Raw genomic sequence first — 16,812 nt, 5'->3', positions numbered from 1 at the left:
GCGCAGGGACGCGGTGACGGAAGTCGCAGACAACACCCTCGTCGACGGGCGCTACCGAGTAATCGAACGGGTCGGCGTCGGTGGTATGGCGGACGTCTACCGGGCCGAGGACGTCCAGCTGGGGCGCGAGGTCGCACTCAAGGTTCTGCACAGGCGTTTCGCCCAGGACGCGGAGTTCGTGGAGCGCTTCCGGCGCGAGGCGCAAGCGGCCGCCTCGCTGGTGCATCCGAACGTCGTCACGATCTTCAACCGCGGCGAGCACGACGGCACCTACTACATCGCCATGGAGTACCTCCCGGGCCGCTCGCTGAAGCGGCTGATCGCCGAAAAGGGGCCGCTACCGCAGGCCGAGGCGTTGGCGATCGCGCTGCAAATCGCGCGCGCGGCCGGCTTCGCGCACTCGCGGGGGGTGATTCACCGCGACCTCAAGTCGCAGAACGTGATCGTTGACGAGCAAGGTTCGGTGAAGGTCACAGACTTCGGGATCGCGCGCGCCGGACCGTCGGAAATCACCGAAACCGGTTCGATTCTCGGCACCGCCCAATATCTCTCGCCCGAACAGGCACAGGGCCTGCCGGTGAGTCCGCGCTCGGACCTGTACTCGATCGGCGTGATCCTCTTCGAGATGCTGACCGGTCGCTTGCCGTTCGAGGGCGACAGCGCCGTCTCGATCGCGCTCAAGCACATATCCGAACCGCCACCACCCCTCGAGCAGCTGCGACCCGACGTCGATCCCCGGCTGGCGGATCTGGTCCGGCGACTGCTGGAGAAGGATCCCGAGCAACGGCCAGCCTCGGCGGCCGAGGTGGTTGCCGAACTCGAGCAGATCGCGGCGACGCTCGGTAGCGGAAGCGGAAGCGGATCCCATACCAGTGCGTTCGCCGCCGTCGCAGCTGACGGCGGTAATCCGGCGCCAGCGCAGGCCGCGAGTGCGGCCGACGATGGCCCGCGTCGGCCGTGGGGCGCCTGGTTATTGGGCGGACTGGTCTTGTTGCTGGCGCTAGTGGTCGGTTGGCTCGCCCTCTCCTCGCTCTTGACCAGCGAACGCGTCGCGGTGCCGCGGGTAGTCGGAAAGCAACTGTTCGAGGCGCGCCAGATCCTCGAGCGGGATGGCTTTCAGGCACGGGAAGTGCGCGTGAGGTCGGACCGCCCGGAGGGCGAGGTCGTCGACCAGGACCCCAACCCCGGGGTGCGTGTCAAACGCGGGTCGACGGTCACTCTCGAAGTTTCGGAAGGGCCGGGGGAGGTCCGCGTGCCGTCGGTCGCAGGTCTGCCGCGTGCCGTGGCGATCGCGCAGCTCAACGACGCGGGTCTGAAAGTCATGCTCGACGAGATCCCCTCGGATCGCTACGCGGCGGGGCTAGCGGTGCGCACGGTTCCGCGCGAAGGAACGCTGGTCGAGCGCGGGACGCGCGTACGACTGTTTGTGAGCTCCGGTCCGCGCCGGGCGCGCGTTCCCGACGTCGTCGGTTTGACGCAGGACGCCGCCGAGGCGGAGCTGCAGCGGCGCGGCTTCGAGGTGCGTGTCAGGCAACGCTCCTCGGAAGAGCGCGAGGGCACCGTGCTCGACCAAGATCCGGCCGCGGGCTCGGAGCTACAGCGCGGAGCGGTGGTGACGATCGTCGTCTCCAGTGGGCCACAGCAGGTGGCGGTCCCGAACGTTGTGGGCGAAAGCGTCGACCGAGCACGGGCTCGCTTGAGCCAGGCCGGGTTGCGGGTGGTTGAGCGTTCGCAGGAGGTGACCAACCCCGACGACGTCGACACGGTGCTCGAACAGAGCCCGCAAGCGGGGGTCGAAGTTCGGCGGGGCACGCAAGTGGTGATCTTCGTCGGGAAGCTTGCGGCGGGGGCGATGCCGCCGCCGCTCGAAGGTGGTCAGATGCCGTGAGGGTCGCGGTGCTGAGCGGGGGTCGCTCAAGCGAGCGGGAGGTCTCGCTCAGCTCCGGCGAGGCCGTTCGGGAGGGCTTGATCGCTGCCGGTCACGAGGCGCTCGCGGTCGAGATCACCGCCGAGGGGCGCTGGCTACACGAGGGCGAGGTACTGAGCCTCACTCCCGGGGCGGGGCTCCTGGAGTGCGACGTTGTGTTCCCGGCGCTGCACGGGCCGTTCGGCGAGGACGGAACCGTGCAGGGCGTGCTCGAGACGCTCGACGTTCCCTACGTCGGTTCGGGCGTCCTGGCCTCCGCCGTGTGCATGGACAAGTTCGCCTTCAAGGAGCTGATGCGGGCGGCCGGTTTGCCGCAGGTCGCGTACGTGGGTGTTCGCTCGGGGGAGCAGTGGCGCTTACCGGACGGATTCGGATGGCCTGTGTTCGTCAAGCCGGCGCGCCTCGGCTCTTCGGTTGGGATCTCACGGGTGGAGGGACCGGACGCGCTCGAGGAGGCCCTGGAACGCGCATTTGCGCACGATCGCCTGGTGCTGATCGAACAAGCTGCCAGCGGCGTCGAGATCGAGTGCGGCGTGCTCGGCAACGATCGCCTTCTGGTTTCGCCGTGCGGCGAGATTCGTGTGCGTAGGTCGCGAGCGGGTTTCTACGACTACGAGGCGAAGTACACGCCGGGCGGGATGGAGCTGGTGGTGCCCGCACCATTGCCGAGCGAAGTCAGCGAGCGGGTGCAGGCAATCGCCCGCGCCGCCTACGAGCGAGCGGGATGCTGCGGGCTTGCGCGTGTCGACTTCTTCGTCGAGGACCCCTGGGGCGAGGCCCGTGTGCTGCTTAACGAGATCAACACGATGCCGGGTTTCACCCCCACGAGCGTCTACGCGCGGTTGATGGAAGCGGCCGGTGTGTCCTACCCGGAGCTGGTCGACCGGCTGGTGCGACTAGCCGTCGAACGCTTCCAACAGGAACGCGCCCTCGCTCATTGAGGCTGAGGCCGCAGCGCCTCGGGTGTCCCGGCGTCTCCGCTCGTCACGCGGTCGGCGCTTGTCCGAAGTCTCTGCTGGGCACGCCGGCGGCAAGCGCGACTGCTCTTCAACGGGATAGCCCGAGCTCGCGAATCTCGGCTCGGCCGCCGCTCGGCAGCTCGGTAATCCAGAGCAGGTAGTAGCGGAACGGTGGCGTACCGGTCGGTAGCGGCAGGTGGGCGTTCTGGGCGAGCGCGCGCGGTGGCACCAGTTGCCGCCAGCCGGAGATGTCGCCGGCCGGCGAGTTCGCCCCGTAGACGCCGGCGTGGAGCCCCGGGGTGCTGGTCACTAGGTCGAGCCGCCTTACCCGCTGCGGCTTGCCGGTGTCGATGTAGAGCCCGACACCGCTTTTACCTGACCCGGTGAGCCCACCGCGATAGGTCTCGGTTTCCCAGGTGGTCGTCAGGTTCCCGTCGACCGCCAACTGGACGCTCTCCGGGTGCTCGCTTCCGTCGCCTTCGGGGTCGAAGTCGTGAGCAGCGGTCGACGGCAGCGCCAGTGGCCGCAGCTGGCCGGCCTCGACGCGCGGTGGTCCGGCGCCAGGGCGCGTGTGCTCGAGTGCCTGCCAGATCGCGACACCGCTTGCCGCGAGCGCTGCTAGCGCTAGCAGCCGCCGCATCGCCCGACCCATGCGGAGACGGCGGGGAGCGACCTCAGCGACTTCGCGGGGCAGCGTTCGCAGCACCTGCGTAACCTCGTCAGGGGCCGTGCCCGAGCGCGCGGTTTCGATCGCCAAGACCTGCTCGAGCTCCTCCGCCAGCTCGAGCGCATTGCGGTGGCGCCGCTCCGGGTTTTTCGCGCAGGCACGCTCGATGACGGCGGCGAGCGATGCCGAGACCTCGGGCCGCAACTTCTGCACGTCTGGCAAGGGCTCGCGCACGTGCGCCATAGCGGTGGCGACGGGGGTCGGGCCGCGGAAGGGCGGGGCGCCGGTGAGCATCTCGAACAGCACAATGCCCAGCGAGTAGAGGTCGGAACGCTCGGTTACGCTCTCACCCAGCGCTTGCTCAGGAGCCACGTACTCGGTCGTTCCGAGCACGCGGCCGGTGGCCGTCAGATCCTCTTGGCCGCTCTCCAGTGAGCGGGCGATGCCGAAATCGGTGACTTTCGCCCGCCCCTCACGGTCGATCAAAACGTTCTGAGGTTTGATGTCGCGGTGCACCAACCGTTGCGCATGAGCGCAGGCCAGCGCACGGGCGATCTCGATCGCATAGGCGACCGCTTCCGTCACCGGCAGTCGCCCGTGGCGCTTGATGCGCTCTTTCAACGTCTCGCCCTCGACGTACTCGAGAACGATGTAAGGCCGCCCCTCCTCCTCCCCGGCGTCGATGACGGTGACAATGTGGGGGTGGCTGAGCCGTGCCACCGCCCGCGCTTCGCGACGGAAACGCTCGAGCTGGGCGCCGTCACCGGAAAGCTCGGTATGCAGCAGCTTGACTGCGACCGTCCGTTCGAGCGCTAGGTCGTGAGCGCGCCAAACCGTGCACATGCCGCCGCGGCCGACGTGCGCGTCGAGCCGGTATCTGCCGGCGAGCAGACTGCCGATCAATCGTTCTTCTAGGGTCCGTGCGCCGATGGCCGTGCGTGCCCGCTACTTCACCGATCCGCTGTGTCCGCGCTCGTGGGCGCTGGAGCCCATGCTACGCCTGCTCGAGGTCAGGTACGCGGGTTCGCTCGCGATCGAGCCGGTGGCGGTTGGGCTGTTTCGTGACCCACCGAGGGACGCGAGCGCCGCACTCGAGCGTGCGCGCGACCTCCTGGAGGCGGCGAAGACCCCCGGTATGCCGGTCGATCCGCGGGTGTGGATCGGTCGCGAGCCGATCCGCTCGAGCCATCCCGCTTGCCTAGCTGTGCACGCCGCGGTCGAGCTGGATAGCGCGCGCGTCCCTTGGCTGCTACGGCGCCTGCGCGAGGCAGCGCTGTGCGAGCAGCAGCGCGTCGACGGCGTGGCCGCCCTCTGTGAGTTGGCCGCGGCGGTCGGCTACGAGCGCGAGCGGTTCGCGCGAGCGCTCGAGTCGAACGCGACCCTCGAACGCTTCGGCGCAGCGATCGAGGAGGGTCGGGCGGCCCAAGCGAGGGCCGGTAGCGAACATCTCACGCCGCTCTTCGAGTTCGATTTCGGCGATCGCAAGGTCGTGGCGAGCGCCTCTATGAGCGCCGTGGAAGCTGTGCTCGCGCAAGGCGGCGTCACCGCAGGGCGCATCGACGAGTCGCCGGCGTCCCTGCTCCGACGCTTCCGGTCGCTGACGGCCAGCGAGCTTGCGAGCTGTCTCGATCTGCCGCTTCCACGCGCGCATGCTGAGCTTTGGGCCGAGGTGCTCGCCTGGCGCGCCCAGCCGGTCGCGGTGACGGGCGGCGGCTTCCTGTTCCGTGCTGCTTGAGCGAACCGCTCGGCTGCGGTGGCTGGCGGGGGTGCCGCCGGTGCTCAAGTCGGGAGTTTCTTGAAACCCTCGCCCCGTCGTCCCACGAGCGCCTGCGCCGGCAGCTCGACCACGCCGGCGCGATCGCTCACGGTGCCGATCACCGCAGCGGCTGGATAGTGATCGCGCACCACTGACAGCGCGGCCTCGCTGGCGTCCTCCCCGACGATGCAGCAAAAGCCACAACCCATGTTGAAGACCTCCCACATCTCGGCCTCGGAGACCTCGCCCCGGTGCTGGATCAGATGGAAGATCGGCGGCGTTGGTAGTGGTTCCTCGACCCGATAACCGACCGCGCGGCCGAGGCGCAGGAGGTTGAGCAGGCCGTCGCCGGTGATGTGCGCAAGACCATGCACGGCGACGCCGCTCGCCAGCAGATCGAGGATGCAGGGCACGTAGATCTCCGTGGGTTCGAGCAGCTCCTCGCCGACCGACCGCCCCTGGAGTTCCGGTGGCCGCTCTTCGAGGTCCGGAAGCGCGGCGCGCGCCAGCGTCAGGCCGTTGGCGTGGACACCGCTCGAAGGCAGGCCGATGATGACGTCGCCCGGTTGTATGCGCTCGCCCGTGACGAGCGCCTTCGGCTCGGCGATACCGAGGCAAAAGCCGACCAGGTCGAAGCCACGCGGCGAGGGGTGGCCTCGAAGCAGATCCGGGACGACCGCCAACTCACCTCCCGGCACCACTACGCCAGCCCGGCGCGCACCCTCGGCCAAGCCCTTGCCGATTGCCGCGAGCATCGCCTGGTCGGGCTCCTCGACTGCCACGTAGTCGAGGAAGGCGAGCGGCTTCGCGCCCACGCAGACGACGTCGTTGACGTTCATCGCGACGCAGTCGACGCCCACCGTGTCGAAGCGACCGAGCCGCTCGGCGACTACCAGCTTCGAGCCGACGCCGTCCGTGGCAAGCGCCAGCGCGCGGCCGATGCCAGCGTCGATGACTGCCGCGTAGTGCCCGTCCGGTACTAGCGAGCGCACAGCGCCTTGTGCGCGCGCTAGTTCGCTCACAATCGCGGCCACGCCAGCATGGGCACGCGCCTGGTCGACCCCGGCGCGGGCGTAGGCGGGCTGTGCGGGCCGCTCGCTCTCGCTCACCGCTTGGCATTCAAGCGCGCCCCGGCGCTTGAGGGGTTCGTGCTTGCCTTATGACCGCGACGGGCAGCGACGCTCTCAGCCGGCGCTTCGGCGTACTACCAGTACGAGTAGGTCGTCCTGAGGGCGGTTCGAGAACGCGAGAACGGCCTCGCGGACTGCCTCCGCAAGTTGCTGCGCGGAGTCGTTGTGGGCGCGCTCGCGCAGCAGTTCGAGAAGCCGCTCCCGCCCGAAGAGCTCACGCTCGCGACGGGCCTCAACCACGCCGTCGGTGTACGCGACGAGCGTCGCGCCCGGTCGCAGAACGTGGGCGCCGCGCTCAAGTTGCGGTTCTTCGGTGATGCCGAGCGGCAAACCGCCGGGGCCAAGTTCCCTGATCTCGCCGTTCTCGATCAGCACGGGTGGGAGATGACCGGCTAACGCCCAGTCGATCTGTGTGCCCTGCAAGACTGCAAAGAAGGCGGTCACGAACACGTCGTTGGGGAGCCGTCGTGCGAGTAGGCGGTTGACCTCCGCGAAAGCTGCGAGCGGGTCGCTGGCGTCGGCCGAGCGGGCTTCGGCGAAGAATCGAACCATTGCGCTAAGGGCTGCCGATTCGACGCCCTTGCCCGCGGCATCGCCAACCAGCAGGGCGATCGCGCCGCCGTTCAACTCCCACGCTCCGTAGACGTCGCCGCCAGTAATCGCGTCCGCCGCCGGCTCGTACACCAGGCCCAGCTCGTAGCCCGGCAACGCCGGCAGGGGAGCGGGCACGAAGCCGAGCGTCAAGGCCTCGGCGATGCGCCGTTCCCGCGTGTGCTCGAGGGCGTTGGCGATCGCGACGTCGGCGAAGCGCAGCAGTTCGACCAGCGCCTCCAGCGCTTCGTGATCGAGGCCTTGAGGATCGGGGTGGCCGACGCAAACGACGCCACGCACGCGCGCACCGGTGCCGAGCGGTGCGAGCGCGAGCGAGCCGACGGACACGGTTGCAGGGCCGCGCCAGCCGGAGGCATCGCCGAGCCACGGGCGCCGCGAACGAGCGACCTCTGCGACTAGGCCGCTGTCGAGCGACTCGGCACGAGCTGCCGCGCGGTCGATGCCGGCCGCTGCGGCGAGCGTGGCGCGCGTGGCACCCGGCTCGAGCCGCAGAACGATCGCGAACTCTCCGCCGGTTACCGCACGCGCCTGCTCGGCGAGGCGCTCCACGACGGCCTCCGGATCGAGGCTCGCGGCGATCTCTTCGCTGGCTCGCTTGAGTCGCAGTTCGCGGTGCGCGCGACGACTCTCCAGCTCTACCAGCTCGGCTCGCTCTAGCGCTAGGGCGGAGAGATCGGCCAAGACCTGAGCGTTGCGTAGGTCGGCGGCCGAGAACTGGGCTTCGCCGCCCTCTCGTAGCGCCACGATCGTGCCGAGGCGCTGGCCGATTGATCCGCACACTGGCACGATGAGCAGCGAGCAGCCAGCGGCGACGTCCCAAACCGCCTGCGCGCGGCTCTTGCCGAGGTCGCGCACGAGCCCTTCATGGACCTCGATCGACCCTTGCCAGGCGTCGAGCCGCGGTAGCAACAGGGGGCGGTCACGACCGGCGACCAGCGAGGCGAGCCGTGGCATTACCTCGTCGAAGGCGGCTGCGGCCGTCCACGTAGCGACCTGTGTGCCCGACCGTTCGGCGTAGGCGACCGCTCGCGGCCGCAGCAAGGTCCGCGCGTGGCCGAGCAGACGCTCGAGCGTTGGTCGCGCGGTCGCGACGACTGCGTGGGCGGGCGAGGACACCGAACAAGCCTAGGGACCACCGCGCGGCATCGCTAGGCGCCCCTGGAGGGCTGCGAGCAGGAGCCGGTAGATCGCGAGACGCCGCAGCGCCGGGTGCTCAAGCTCACGGGGCAAAAACTGCGCGGAGAGGGCGGTAGCTGTGCCCGCCCCGAGCGCGCAGGCCGCTAGCGGCGTAGCGAGCTCACGGCGAACGGGCGAGAGAGCCACCGTCAGCGCTTCGCGCACCACCGCGGCTGCCAACACCGGGCCGGTAGTTTCGTCGACCAGTTCGCTGGCGAGCCGCCGGTCCCCGCCAGCCAACATCACAGCCGCGGTGATCGCTCCCGACCGCGAGACACCGGGAATCAGCGCCAACGTCTGCGCCAAGCCGCTCAGCGCTTCGTAACGTCGCCGGCGGCGCGTGCTGCCGGCGCCCGCTCGTGGCGAACGCTGGGCGGCGGCGAGCAGCAGAAGCGCAGAGCACGCTTGGGCGCACGCGGTGGTGCGCCCGTCCCGTGCCGCCTGCGTCAACCAGCGTCGAAAGAGCGTCGCTGCGACGACCGGCGGCCCGAGCGTCAAGAGCACGGCGGTCGTGTCGCGGGGACGTCGCAGGCGTCCGCAGACCAAGAGCGCGAGCAAACTGCCAGCGTGCGCGGCGACCTCCGCCGCTCGCCCGCTGCGTTGTTCGGGCACGCGGCGATTGGTCAGTCGCAAAAGGCGCCTCGCTAGCGCGGTGTGCGCCGAGCTCGATACGGGCAGCAACTCGGTAGCGCCCTGCACCATGCCGGCGACGAACCACCGGGTCGCATCGCCTGCTCGCTGCGCTGCGCGCTGGCGGCGCAGGCGTGTGGCCAGGCGTCCGCTGGCGCTGGTCACTCCGGTCGCGCCGGCTCCGAGAGCTCCGAGAGCGGGGCTGCGCGTTCGGCGTCACCCCGTGTCGCCGTCGCGCGTCGCCGCTTGACGACGAACCAAGCGATCGCCAAGACCAAGGCGGCCCCTACCGCGTAGTCGAGGTAGTGGAGCTTGTTGCGCCACTCCTCCCAGCGGCTACCGGCCTGAACGCCGATCCAAGTCAGCATCAGCACCCACGGGATGCACCCCGCAAGGGTCAACACGCTGAAGCGCCAGAACGGCATCCGCGCGACGCCGGCCGGCAACGAGATGAAGGTGCGAACGATCGGCAGCATTCGCGTGAAGAAGACGGTCGCGTCGCCGTAGCGCTGGAACCAGCGGTCGGCGAGTTCGAGGTGGCTGCGCTTGATGTGCAGCTTCTGACCGTGGCGCTCCAGCAGGTCGACGCGCCCCGCTCGCCCGAGTCCGTAAGCGATCCAAGAACCGACGAGGTTGGCGAGGGCACCGACGGCGGTCGCCGCCGCCAACGTGTACTCGCCGCGCGAGACGTTGAAGCCGGCGAACAACATCGTCGCCTCGCTCGGCACCGGTATGCACGCGCTTTCGAGAACCATCAGCACGAACACGCCGGGAAGGCCGAGCGTGCGTACCACGTCGACCGCCAGCTCGACGATCGGGTCGGTTAACGAGGCTAGGAGAAACACTGGGTAGTGGGTAGCCGGAGGTGGGTGCCGGTGAGAGCCGCGGGCGCAGCAGTTTTGGCCAGCGCGCTCGCCGAGCCGTGCCCGGTTAGCCTAGCCGGCCGTGCGTATCTCGCTTTTTCGCTTTTCCCTCGCCCCTTACCGAGCCGAGCTGTTGACGGCGATCGAACGCGTGCTGGCGAGCGGTCGCTACGTGCTCGGCCCAGAGGTGGAAGCGTTCGAGCGAGAGTTCGCACAGGCAGTCGGCGCCCGCCACTGCGTCGGCGTCGCGAACGGCACCGAAGCGTTGATGCTCGCTCTTAGGGCCCTCGGCGTGGGCCCCGAAGACGAGGTGATCGTGCCGTCCTTCACCTTCTACGCAACGGCCGAGGCGGTGGCGGCGATCGGCGCACGGCCGGTTTTCTGCGACGTCGATCCGCAGACCTTCTGCGTCACGCCGGAAACGGTGAAGCCGCGACTCGGGCTGAGGACGCGGGCGATCGTTGCCGTCCACCTCTTCGGCTACCCGGCGCCGATCGAAGAGCTTCGGGCCTTCGGGCTGCCGATCGTCGAGGACGCGGCTCAGGCCGCCGGTGCGGCGCGCGGCGGCCGCCGCGCCGGCGCGCTTGGCGACATCGCTGCCTTCTCGTTCTTCCCGTCGAAAAATCTGCCGTGCCTCGGCGACGGCGGGGCGGTTACGAGCGACGATCCGGTGCTCGCGGAACGCGTGCGCCTGCTCCGCCACCACGGGTCGCGTGACAAGGAAACGTTCGAAGCGATCGGTCTCAACTCTCGCCTTGACGCCTTGCAGGCAGCCGTGCTACGCGTCCTCCTGCCGCACCTCGAAGAGTGGACGCAGCGGCGTCGCGCGGCCGCCGACCACTATCGCCGCGCGCAACTGGAACGCTGGCTGGCGCTGCCCGTCGAGCCGCCAGACGGGCGGCACGTCTACCACCTGTTCGTCACCCGTCACCGCCACCGCGAGTCGCTCGCACGAGCCCTGAGCGAGCGCGGTATCGAGGCCCGCTCTTACTACGCGCGCCCGATCCACTGTCAGCCCGCGATGCGCTCTTTCGCGCCCACCTATGCGCTGCCAGGCACCGAGGAGGTTGCAGCCACCAACCTCGCGCTGCCGATCGGTCCGGACTTGACAGCGAACGAGGTCGCGGAAGTGGTCGACGCTATCGCTGCCGCATTCAGCGATGCCCCCTCGCGCCCGAGCGTGCGATGAGGATCTGGGTCGACCTCACCAACAGTCCGCACGTGCTGGTGATGGCGCCGATCGTGCGCTGGTTGCGGGCGCAGGGACACGAAGTCGAGGTGACCGCCCGCGACTTCGCGCAAACACTCGAGCTGTGTCGGCAACACCGCTTGGACCACGTGGCTATCGGGCGCCACGGTGGCGGTCGGCTGAGCGGCAAGGCGAGAGGCTTGGTCGCGCGCAGTATCGCGCTCGCGCGCTGGGCGCGGCGCCGGGGCTTCGACCTCGCGCTTGGTCATGGCTCGAACGACGTCACGGTGGCGGCGCGGCTGCTTGGGATTCCGAGCGCGACCGCTTTTGACTACGAGTGGGCCAGCGTTCAACACCACCTCAACTGCCGGCTTGCACGAGCGGTGGTGGTTCCCGAAGCGATCCCGCCGGAGCGGCTGGCTCGCTACGGCGCCGCCGGCAAGCTCCGGCGCTACGCGGGGCTCAAGGAGGAGTACTACCTCGCCGACTTCGAGCCCCAGGCGACGGTGCTCGACGAGCTCGGGCTCGAGCGCGACGGAGCACCGATTGTGGTGGTGCGTACGCCGCCCGAGGTCTCTCTCTACCACCGCTTTCGCAACCCCCTGTTTACGACGCTGCTGGAGCGCCTGGAGCGGGAAGACGCGCAGGTCGTGGTGCTGCCGCGCCTCCCCGAGCAACGCGCGGAGCTCGCTCGCCGGCCGCGTCTGATCGTGCCCGAGCGAGCGATCGATGCGCCGAGCCTGATCGCTTTCGCGGATCTGGTGATCTCGGCTGGCGGTACGATGAACCGTGAGGCGGTGGCGCTCGGCACGCCCGTCTATACGACCTTCGAAGGGCGGCTGGGCGCTGTCGACGAACTGCTGTTGCGCACGGGCCGTATGCGGCGGCTCGAGGATCCAGCCAAGGTCCGCATCGAGCACAAGCCGCGCGGCGGTTTCGAGCGCAGACGGCGAGACCCCGGCGAACTAGCGCGGTTGATGCTCACCGCGGCCGAATGAAAGCGCTCCTACACATCATCCGGTCGTTGCGGGCCTTGAGCTCCTCGCCCAAGGTGCGCCGCGTTGGTCAGTTGGCGGTCGACGCCGGGCTCGTCGCCTGCGCCTGGATTTCGGCCTTCCTGCTGCGTTTCGACAGTGGGATACCGCCCCGCTACCGCGACCTGTTGGTGGCGACGCTGCCGCTGGTGGTGGCGATCAAGATCGCCGTGCTCGCACTGCTCGGCGCCTACTCCAAGCTTTGGCGATACGTCGACCAGCGCGATTTTCGGTCGCTCGTGCGGGCCGTGCTGGTGGCCAGCGTCGCGGTGATCGCCAGCACTTTCGCGTTGGCCCCGGGCCGGGTCGATCCACCCCGCGGAGTAATCGCGCTCGACCTCTTGCTGACGCTCGCTCTGCTCGGCGGCGCCCGCTTCCTGGTGCGGGCGCTGGTCGTCGAGCGACCGCTACGCGGGCCGCTTCTGGAGCGCGCAGCGCGCGAGGTGCTGATCGTCGGTGCGGGCAACGGCGGCCAGCAGGTAGCAGCCGAGCTGCGTCGCAACCCCGAGCTGGGAAGCGCGCCGATCGGTTTCGTCGACGACGACCCGCGCAAGCAGGGGATGCGAATCGCCGGACTCAAGGTGCTCGGCGGAACCGACGAGCTGCCGCGCATCCTCGACGAAACCAAGCCCGACGAGGTGATCATCGCGATCCCTTCGGCCCCCGGTCTGCTGCGCCAGAAAGTCGTGACCGCGTGTCGGGAACGCCAGATACCGGTGCGCACGCTGCCGACGGTGTTCGAGTTGCTCTCCGGCGGCGTCGAGCTAGTGCGCCAGGCGCGCGAGGTGCGGGTCGAGGACGTCCTAGGTCGCGAACCCGTGCGCATGGAGATCGACCGCGCCGGTGCCTACCTGCGCGGCCGCGTGGTGCTGGTGACCGGTGCCGGTGGGTCGATCGGTTCGGAGCTCTCGCGTCAGATCGCTCGCGTCGGACCGAAGCTGCTGGTGCTGCTCGACAACGCCGAGACCGCGCTGTTCGAGATCCGGCGTGAGCTCGAGCAGGAGCGCCACTTCGGGCGGCTCGCAGCGGTTCTCGCCGATTGCCGTGATGCCACCCGAGTGCGCGAGGTCTTCCACGAGCATCGGCCGGAGATCGTCTTCCACGCCGCTGCCTACAAGCACGTACCGTTGATGGAGGAAAACCCGGTCGAAGCGATCCGCAACAACGCGGTTGCCACGCGGATCGTGGCGGCGGCCGCCGGCGAGGTCCGAGCCGAGCGCTTCGTGCTGGTCTCGACCGACAAAGCGGTGCGCCCACAAACCGTGATGGGCGCTTCGAAGGCGCTCGCCGAATGGGCGATCGAGGCTGCCCAGCGGCGCTTTCCGGGAACACGTTTCGCAGCCGTGCGCTTCGGCAACGTGCTCGGCTCCTCCGGCTCGGTAGTCCCGATCTTCCGTCGCCAAATCGCCAAGGGTGGGCCGGTGACGGTCACCGACCCGCGCATGACCCGTTACTTCATGACGATCCCCGAGGCGGTTCAGCTGATCATCCGCTCCGGCGACCTCGCCCGTGGCGGGGAGGTGTTCGTGCTCGAGATGGGAGAACCGGTGCGGATCATCGACCTCGCGCGCAACATGATCCGTTTGGCCGGTTACGAGCCCGGCGTGGACATCCCGATCGAGATCGTCGGGCCCCGACCCGGCGAGAAGCTGCACGAGGAGCTCTTCAACCCCGACGAGACGCCCCGCCCCACCGGTGTCGACAAGATCGTCTGCGCGGAGCGCCCGCCGCTGGATCCCGACTGGGTGGAGAGTGCTTTCGCTCGCGTCGAGGAGGTCGCCTACGCGGGTGACGCAAGCGAGCTCGCCGCGGCCGTCGCGGAGCTCGCCGCCGAGCGTTGGGCGCGCACCTCCCCTGGCACCGACAGCCCTGCTCAACGCGCCGCCGGACCACGGGTCGAAGGAGAAGCCCGCCCGGCGCTCTAGAGTGTCGAAGGTTTGGCGACCGAGATCGTCCAGCAAGTCGGCGCCTACGCAGGAATCGCGGCGATTTTCGGGCTCGCGCTGCTGTCGGCGCTCTACTTCTCGCAGGCACGCGACCTGCGACGGCTGCGTGCTTGGGCGGAGGAGGCAGCGCGTGCCATGACGATCGGGGGTGCCGCGCGCCCAGCCGAGGGCGCTGCGCGCGTCCAAAGCACCTCGGTCGTACAGCGCGCCCCGCAAGTAGTGCCAACGCCTAGCAGCGCGGCGCCAACACCTGCCACCCCGGCCGCAGCCGCGACCGCCGCAGCGGCTGCAGCGACGAGCCGGGACGCCGCCCCAGCGCGGCCCGACGCGGTAGCAGCGGGTGCTGCCCCTGCCGGGGTGGGAGCGGGCGCCGCGGCTGGGGGAAACGGTGCCGACGCGCCGACGCCCCCGCCGGTCCGCCAGACGATCCCCATCCGACCGCCGACCCCCGCGCCGGCGCTCGAGCAAACGATGGTCATGCGACCGCCGGTCGCGCGCCGGCGCTTCCCCGCGCTGCCGCGGCCGAAGCGAGTGCGCTGGCTGGCGATCGCGCTGCTGGCAGTTGCGGTCGCGGTCACCGCGGCCGTCGCCGGCTACTCGCTGCTCGCGCCGCCGGAGCGGCAGCCGGCAGCGAGTCGCGTGACCGAGCGCGCTCCGGCACGGAAAGCGATCGTCCCGGCGCGCATTCGCGTTGCAGTGCTCAACGGGACGACCGTGCCGGGGCTTGCTGCACAGATCGGCGATCGTCTCTCCGCGCTCGGTTTCGACGTCGGCAACATCACCAACAACGCCGACCAACAGCGGGCGGAGTCGGTCGTACTGTTCCAGCCCGGGCACGAACGCGAGGCGGCGTTCGTGGGTCGCAAGCTCGGGATCATGCAACGCGAGCCGATCGACCCGGTTGCGCGCCAGCTGGGAGGCGACGCGACGGTGGTCGTAATCGCCGGCGCCGACCAAACGCCGTAAGCGCTCAGGGCACCTGATCCGTCCGGCGGTAAAGGTCGGCGAGCTCGCTCAACAGGCGGTCGTCGACGACGGTCAGGCGGCGGCCCTCCATCTCCACCACCGCCCCTGGGTAGGGCGGGTACCAGAAGGCGCGGATCTTGCGTTCGATGTCGTCGCCGGGACGCACTACGCGCAACTGCTCGAACTCGGCACGGTCGATATAGCGCCCGGGCCCCTGGGGGGTGCGCGGCAGCGTCCGCCCAGCGATCACGTCGTCGAGCACTTGCTGGAAGAGGGCAAGCAGGCGCGGTTGGCTACGAAGGTCGAGCGAGAGCGCGGTTTCGCGCTGCGGGTCGATCGGAAAGCGCACCACCCGCACGATGTCGCCAGCGTCGATCTCCTCGGCCACGTGGTGGCACGAGACCCCGTACCAGCGATGGCCTTCGAGGATTGCGACGTTGTAGCCGCCGAGACCGCGCAGCTCCGGCAACGGTGCGGGATGAAAGTTCAGGCAGTAGCGGCGCGGCAGTTCGATCAAGGGCCGGCGGATCCGCTTCCAAAAAAGGAACGAGAGGACGAGGTCGATCCCCTCAAGCGCGGGGTCGCCAGCGGCAAGTCGCGAGTAGAGATTGTCGTCGGAGGTGATCGGCAGGTCGAACCTGCGCGCAACCAGATCGACCCGCTGTTGCGCGGTCGCGTCGCCGGGGTCGGGCGGACAGACGACCGCGACGACCTCGACGCCGCGCTCGACCAGCCAAGCCAGCGCGCGCGCGGCCGAGCGTTTGTGCTTGGCCATGAAGATGGCGCGCAGGGGGCGCGTGTGGCGATTCGCGCTCACCGCGTCCGATGCTCCTCGATCAGGCAGCGGTAGAGACCGAGCAGGCGCTCCGCCACCGCCCGCACCGAGAGTTCGCCCTCCGCCAGCGCCCGCGCCCGCTCGCCGAGCAACCGCCGAGCTTGCTCGTCCTCAGCGAGTTCGCCAAGCGCTCGGGCGAGCGCCGACGCATCACCGGCCGGGACCGTGCGCGGGTATCCATGCGCGCGCGCCAACTCGCCGAAGCCGCCGATGTCGCTCGCGATGGCGGCGCGACCGAAACCGATAGCGAGGGCCAAAACGCCGGACTGGTCGATCGCTCGGTAGGGCAGCACGACAAGATCGGCGTGCGCGAAGATCGCGGCCACCTCGGCGTCGTCGACGTAGTGCTCCACAAAACGGACGCGGCATCGTGCGCGCGAGGCCAGTCGACGCTCGCGCTCCAGCGTCCCGGTGAGCGGGCGTCCGACGATCCAGAGCTCGATGTTGGAAAGCGACTGGATCGCCTTGAGCAGCACGTCCAGCCCCTTGTAGGGTCGCACCGAGCCGAAGTAGAGAACGACCGGTGCTGTGGGCGCCGCCAGCTCCGCTGGGAGTGGCCGCTGGTGCGCGAGGTGCACGAGGTGAGTGAAGGCGGGGTGGGGATGGACGAACACCTGCCGCGCCGGTACCCCGGCGGCCTGGAGCCGCTCGGCGGCGGCCGAGGTGTGCACGATCAGTCGATCGAAGCGCCGTGCGAGCGCGCGCAGGTAACGGGGTGCCGCGAGCGGGCCGCGGCGGCGCAGCACGTTGTGCAGGGTCAGAACGCGCGGGCCGGGCGCCGGCAGCAGCCAGGGGTCGACTGGCTCGTAGGGAAGCCACTGGTAGTGGCGAACGGCCGGTGCGGCGGTGCGGCGGTGGCGGACGCTGTCGAGCGTGTGCTCGAGCGGCCGCGCGAGTGCCCGCAACAAAGGCCGCTCGATGCGGCCGCTGCGCCGGTGGAAGGCTTCCACGAGCTCCACTCCTGATGCTTCCTCGAGACGACCGTGTACGAACGGCGCCGTCAGCAGCCGCACATCGGCGCCCGCCGAAGCTAGCGCGGCAGCCAGCTGTCTGGCGTAGGGGGCAACGTCGCCGCGCGGATCGATCAGTTCGACTTGCACTGCGGCTGATTCTGCCCGGCCA

14 protein-coding genes are annotated in these 16,812 nt (G+C 69.7%); 7 read left to right on the top strand and 7 right to left on the bottom strand.

Annotated elements, in window-relative coordinates; translation table 11 throughout:
* Positions 1–13 precede the first annotated feature (13 nt).
* On the top strand, positions 14–1,888 hold the full coding sequence (gene pknB, locus BLW41_RS03195; RefSeq protein WP_093116151.1) for a Stk1 family PASTA domain-containing Ser/Thr kinase: 1,875 nt from the start codon (positions 14–16) through the stop codon (positions 1,886–1,888).
* Entirely contained in the window at positions 1,885–2,868 is a 984-nt protein-coding gene (locus BLW41_RS03190) for a D-alanine--D-alanine ligase family protein (protein ID WP_093116149.1), read from the top strand. Before pknB ends, BLW41_RS03190 begins: the two co-directional genes overlap by 4 nt.
* A gap of 106 nt (positions 2,869–2,974) precedes the next feature.
* Here BLW41_RS03190 and BLW41_RS03185 read toward each other — a convergent pair whose 3' ends face one another.
* On the bottom strand, positions 2,975–4,456 hold the full coding sequence (locus tag BLW41_RS03185; protein ID WP_218138222.1) for a protein kinase domain-containing protein: 1,482 nt from the start codon (positions 4,454–4,456) through the stop codon (positions 2,975–2,977).
* Between the two features lie 25 nt (positions 4,457–4,481).
* On the opposite strand from BLW41_RS03185, the gene BLW41_RS03180 reads away from it, so the two are divergent.
* Positions 4,482–5,288, top strand: coding sequence for a DsbA family protein (locus tag BLW41_RS03180; RefSeq protein WP_177169287.1), 807 nt, complete (start codon positions 4,482–4,484; stop codon positions 5,286–5,288).
* Between the two features lie 44 nt (positions 5,289–5,332).
* Here BLW41_RS03180 and purM read toward each other — a convergent pair whose 3' ends face one another.
* From purM to BLW41_RS03160, 4 genes are all read right to left on the bottom strand, one after another.
* Entirely contained in the window at positions 5,333–6,418 is a 1,086-nt protein-coding gene (gene purM, locus BLW41_RS03175; protein ID WP_093116145.1) for a phosphoribosylformylglycinamidine cyclo-ligase, read from the bottom strand.
* Positions 6,419–6,493: 75 nt separating this feature from the next.
* Positions 6,494–8,167 carry a PP2C family protein-serine/threonine phosphatase gene (locus tag BLW41_RS03170; RefSeq protein ID WP_093116143.1) on the bottom strand — a complete coding sequence of 558 codons (1,674 nt, stop codon included), beginning with the start codon at positions 8,165–8,167 and terminating at the stop codon, positions 6,494–6,496.
* A gap of 9 nt (positions 8,168–8,176) precedes the next feature.
* Positions 8,177–9,022: an undecaprenyl-diphosphate phosphatase gene (locus tag BLW41_RS03165; RefSeq protein ID WP_093116141.1), complete on the bottom strand. Its 846-nt coding sequence runs from the start codon at positions 9,020–9,022 to the stop codon at positions 8,177–8,179.
* Positions 9,019–9,702: a DedA family protein gene (locus BLW41_RS03160; protein WP_093116139.1), complete on the bottom strand. Its 684-nt coding sequence runs from the start codon at positions 9,700–9,702 to the stop codon at positions 9,019–9,021. Before BLW41_RS03160 ends, BLW41_RS03165 begins: the two co-directional genes overlap by 4 nt.
* Before the next feature lie 100 nt (positions 9,703–9,802).
* On the opposite strand from BLW41_RS03160, the gene BLW41_RS03155 reads away from it, so the two are divergent.
* From BLW41_RS03155 to BLW41_RS03140, 4 genes are read left to right on the top strand one after another with little or no spacing between them, the layout of a single operon-like run.
* Complete coding sequence (locus BLW41_RS03155) at positions 9,803–10,909, top strand: DegT/DnrJ/EryC1/StrS family aminotransferase (protein ID WP_093116137.1); 1,107 nt, start codon at positions 9,803–9,805, stop codon at positions 10,907–10,909.
* Positions 10,906–11,907: a DUF354 domain-containing protein gene (locus BLW41_RS03150; RefSeq protein WP_093116135.1), complete on the top strand. Its 1,002-nt coding sequence runs from the start codon at positions 10,906–10,908 to the stop codon at positions 11,905–11,907. Before BLW41_RS03155 ends, BLW41_RS03150 begins: the two co-directional genes overlap by 4 nt.
* A complete protein-coding gene (locus BLW41_RS03145; protein WP_093116133.1) occupies positions 11,904–13,868 on the top strand; it encodes a polysaccharide biosynthesis protein in 1,965 nt (654 codons plus the stop codon). Before BLW41_RS03150 ends, BLW41_RS03145 begins: the two co-directional genes overlap by 4 nt.
* 12 nt (positions 13,869–13,880) lie before the next feature.
* Entirely contained in the window at positions 13,881–14,855 is a 975-nt protein-coding gene (locus BLW41_RS03140) for a LytR C-terminal domain-containing protein (RefSeq protein ID WP_093116131.1), read from the top strand.
* A 4-nt stretch (positions 14,856–14,859) separates the two neighbouring features.
* Here BLW41_RS03140 and BLW41_RS03135 read toward each other — a convergent pair whose 3' ends face one another.
* Positions 14,860–15,672 carry a methionyl-tRNA formyltransferase gene (locus BLW41_RS03135; RefSeq protein WP_093116129.1) on the bottom strand — a complete coding sequence of 271 codons (813 nt, stop codon included), beginning with the start codon at positions 15,670–15,672 and terminating at the stop codon, positions 14,860–14,862.
* A complete protein-coding gene (locus BLW41_RS03130; RefSeq protein ID WP_177169286.1) occupies positions 15,669–16,790 on the bottom strand; it encodes a glycosyltransferase in 1,122 nt (373 codons plus the stop codon). The genes BLW41_RS03135 and BLW41_RS03130 overlap by 4 nt, the downstream gene beginning before the upstream one ends.
* Positions 16,791–16,812: the final 22 nt, after the last annotated feature.

Source organism: Thermoleophilum album, from assembly GCF_900108055.1.
Lineage (GTDB): Bacteria > Actinomycetota > Thermoleophilia > Solirubrobacterales > Thermoleophilaceae > Thermoleophilum > Thermoleophilum album.
This window is presented reverse-complemented; position numbering and strand designations above follow the sequence as displayed.

Excerpts from the sequence above, each read along its gene's own strand:
- BLW41_RS03145 (WP_093116133.1), top strand. The coding sequence starts at position 11,904 with ATGAAAGCGCTCCTACACATCATCCGGTCGTTGCGGGCCTTGAGCTCC.
- BLW41_RS03150 (WP_093116135.1), top strand. The coding sequence starts at position 10,906 with ATGAGGATCTGGGTCGACCTCACCAACAGTCCGCACGTGCTGGTGATG.
- BLW41_RS03180 (WP_177169287.1), top strand. The coding sequence starts at position 4,482 with ATGGCCGTGCGTGCCCGCTACTTCACCGATCCGCTGTGTCCGCGCTCG.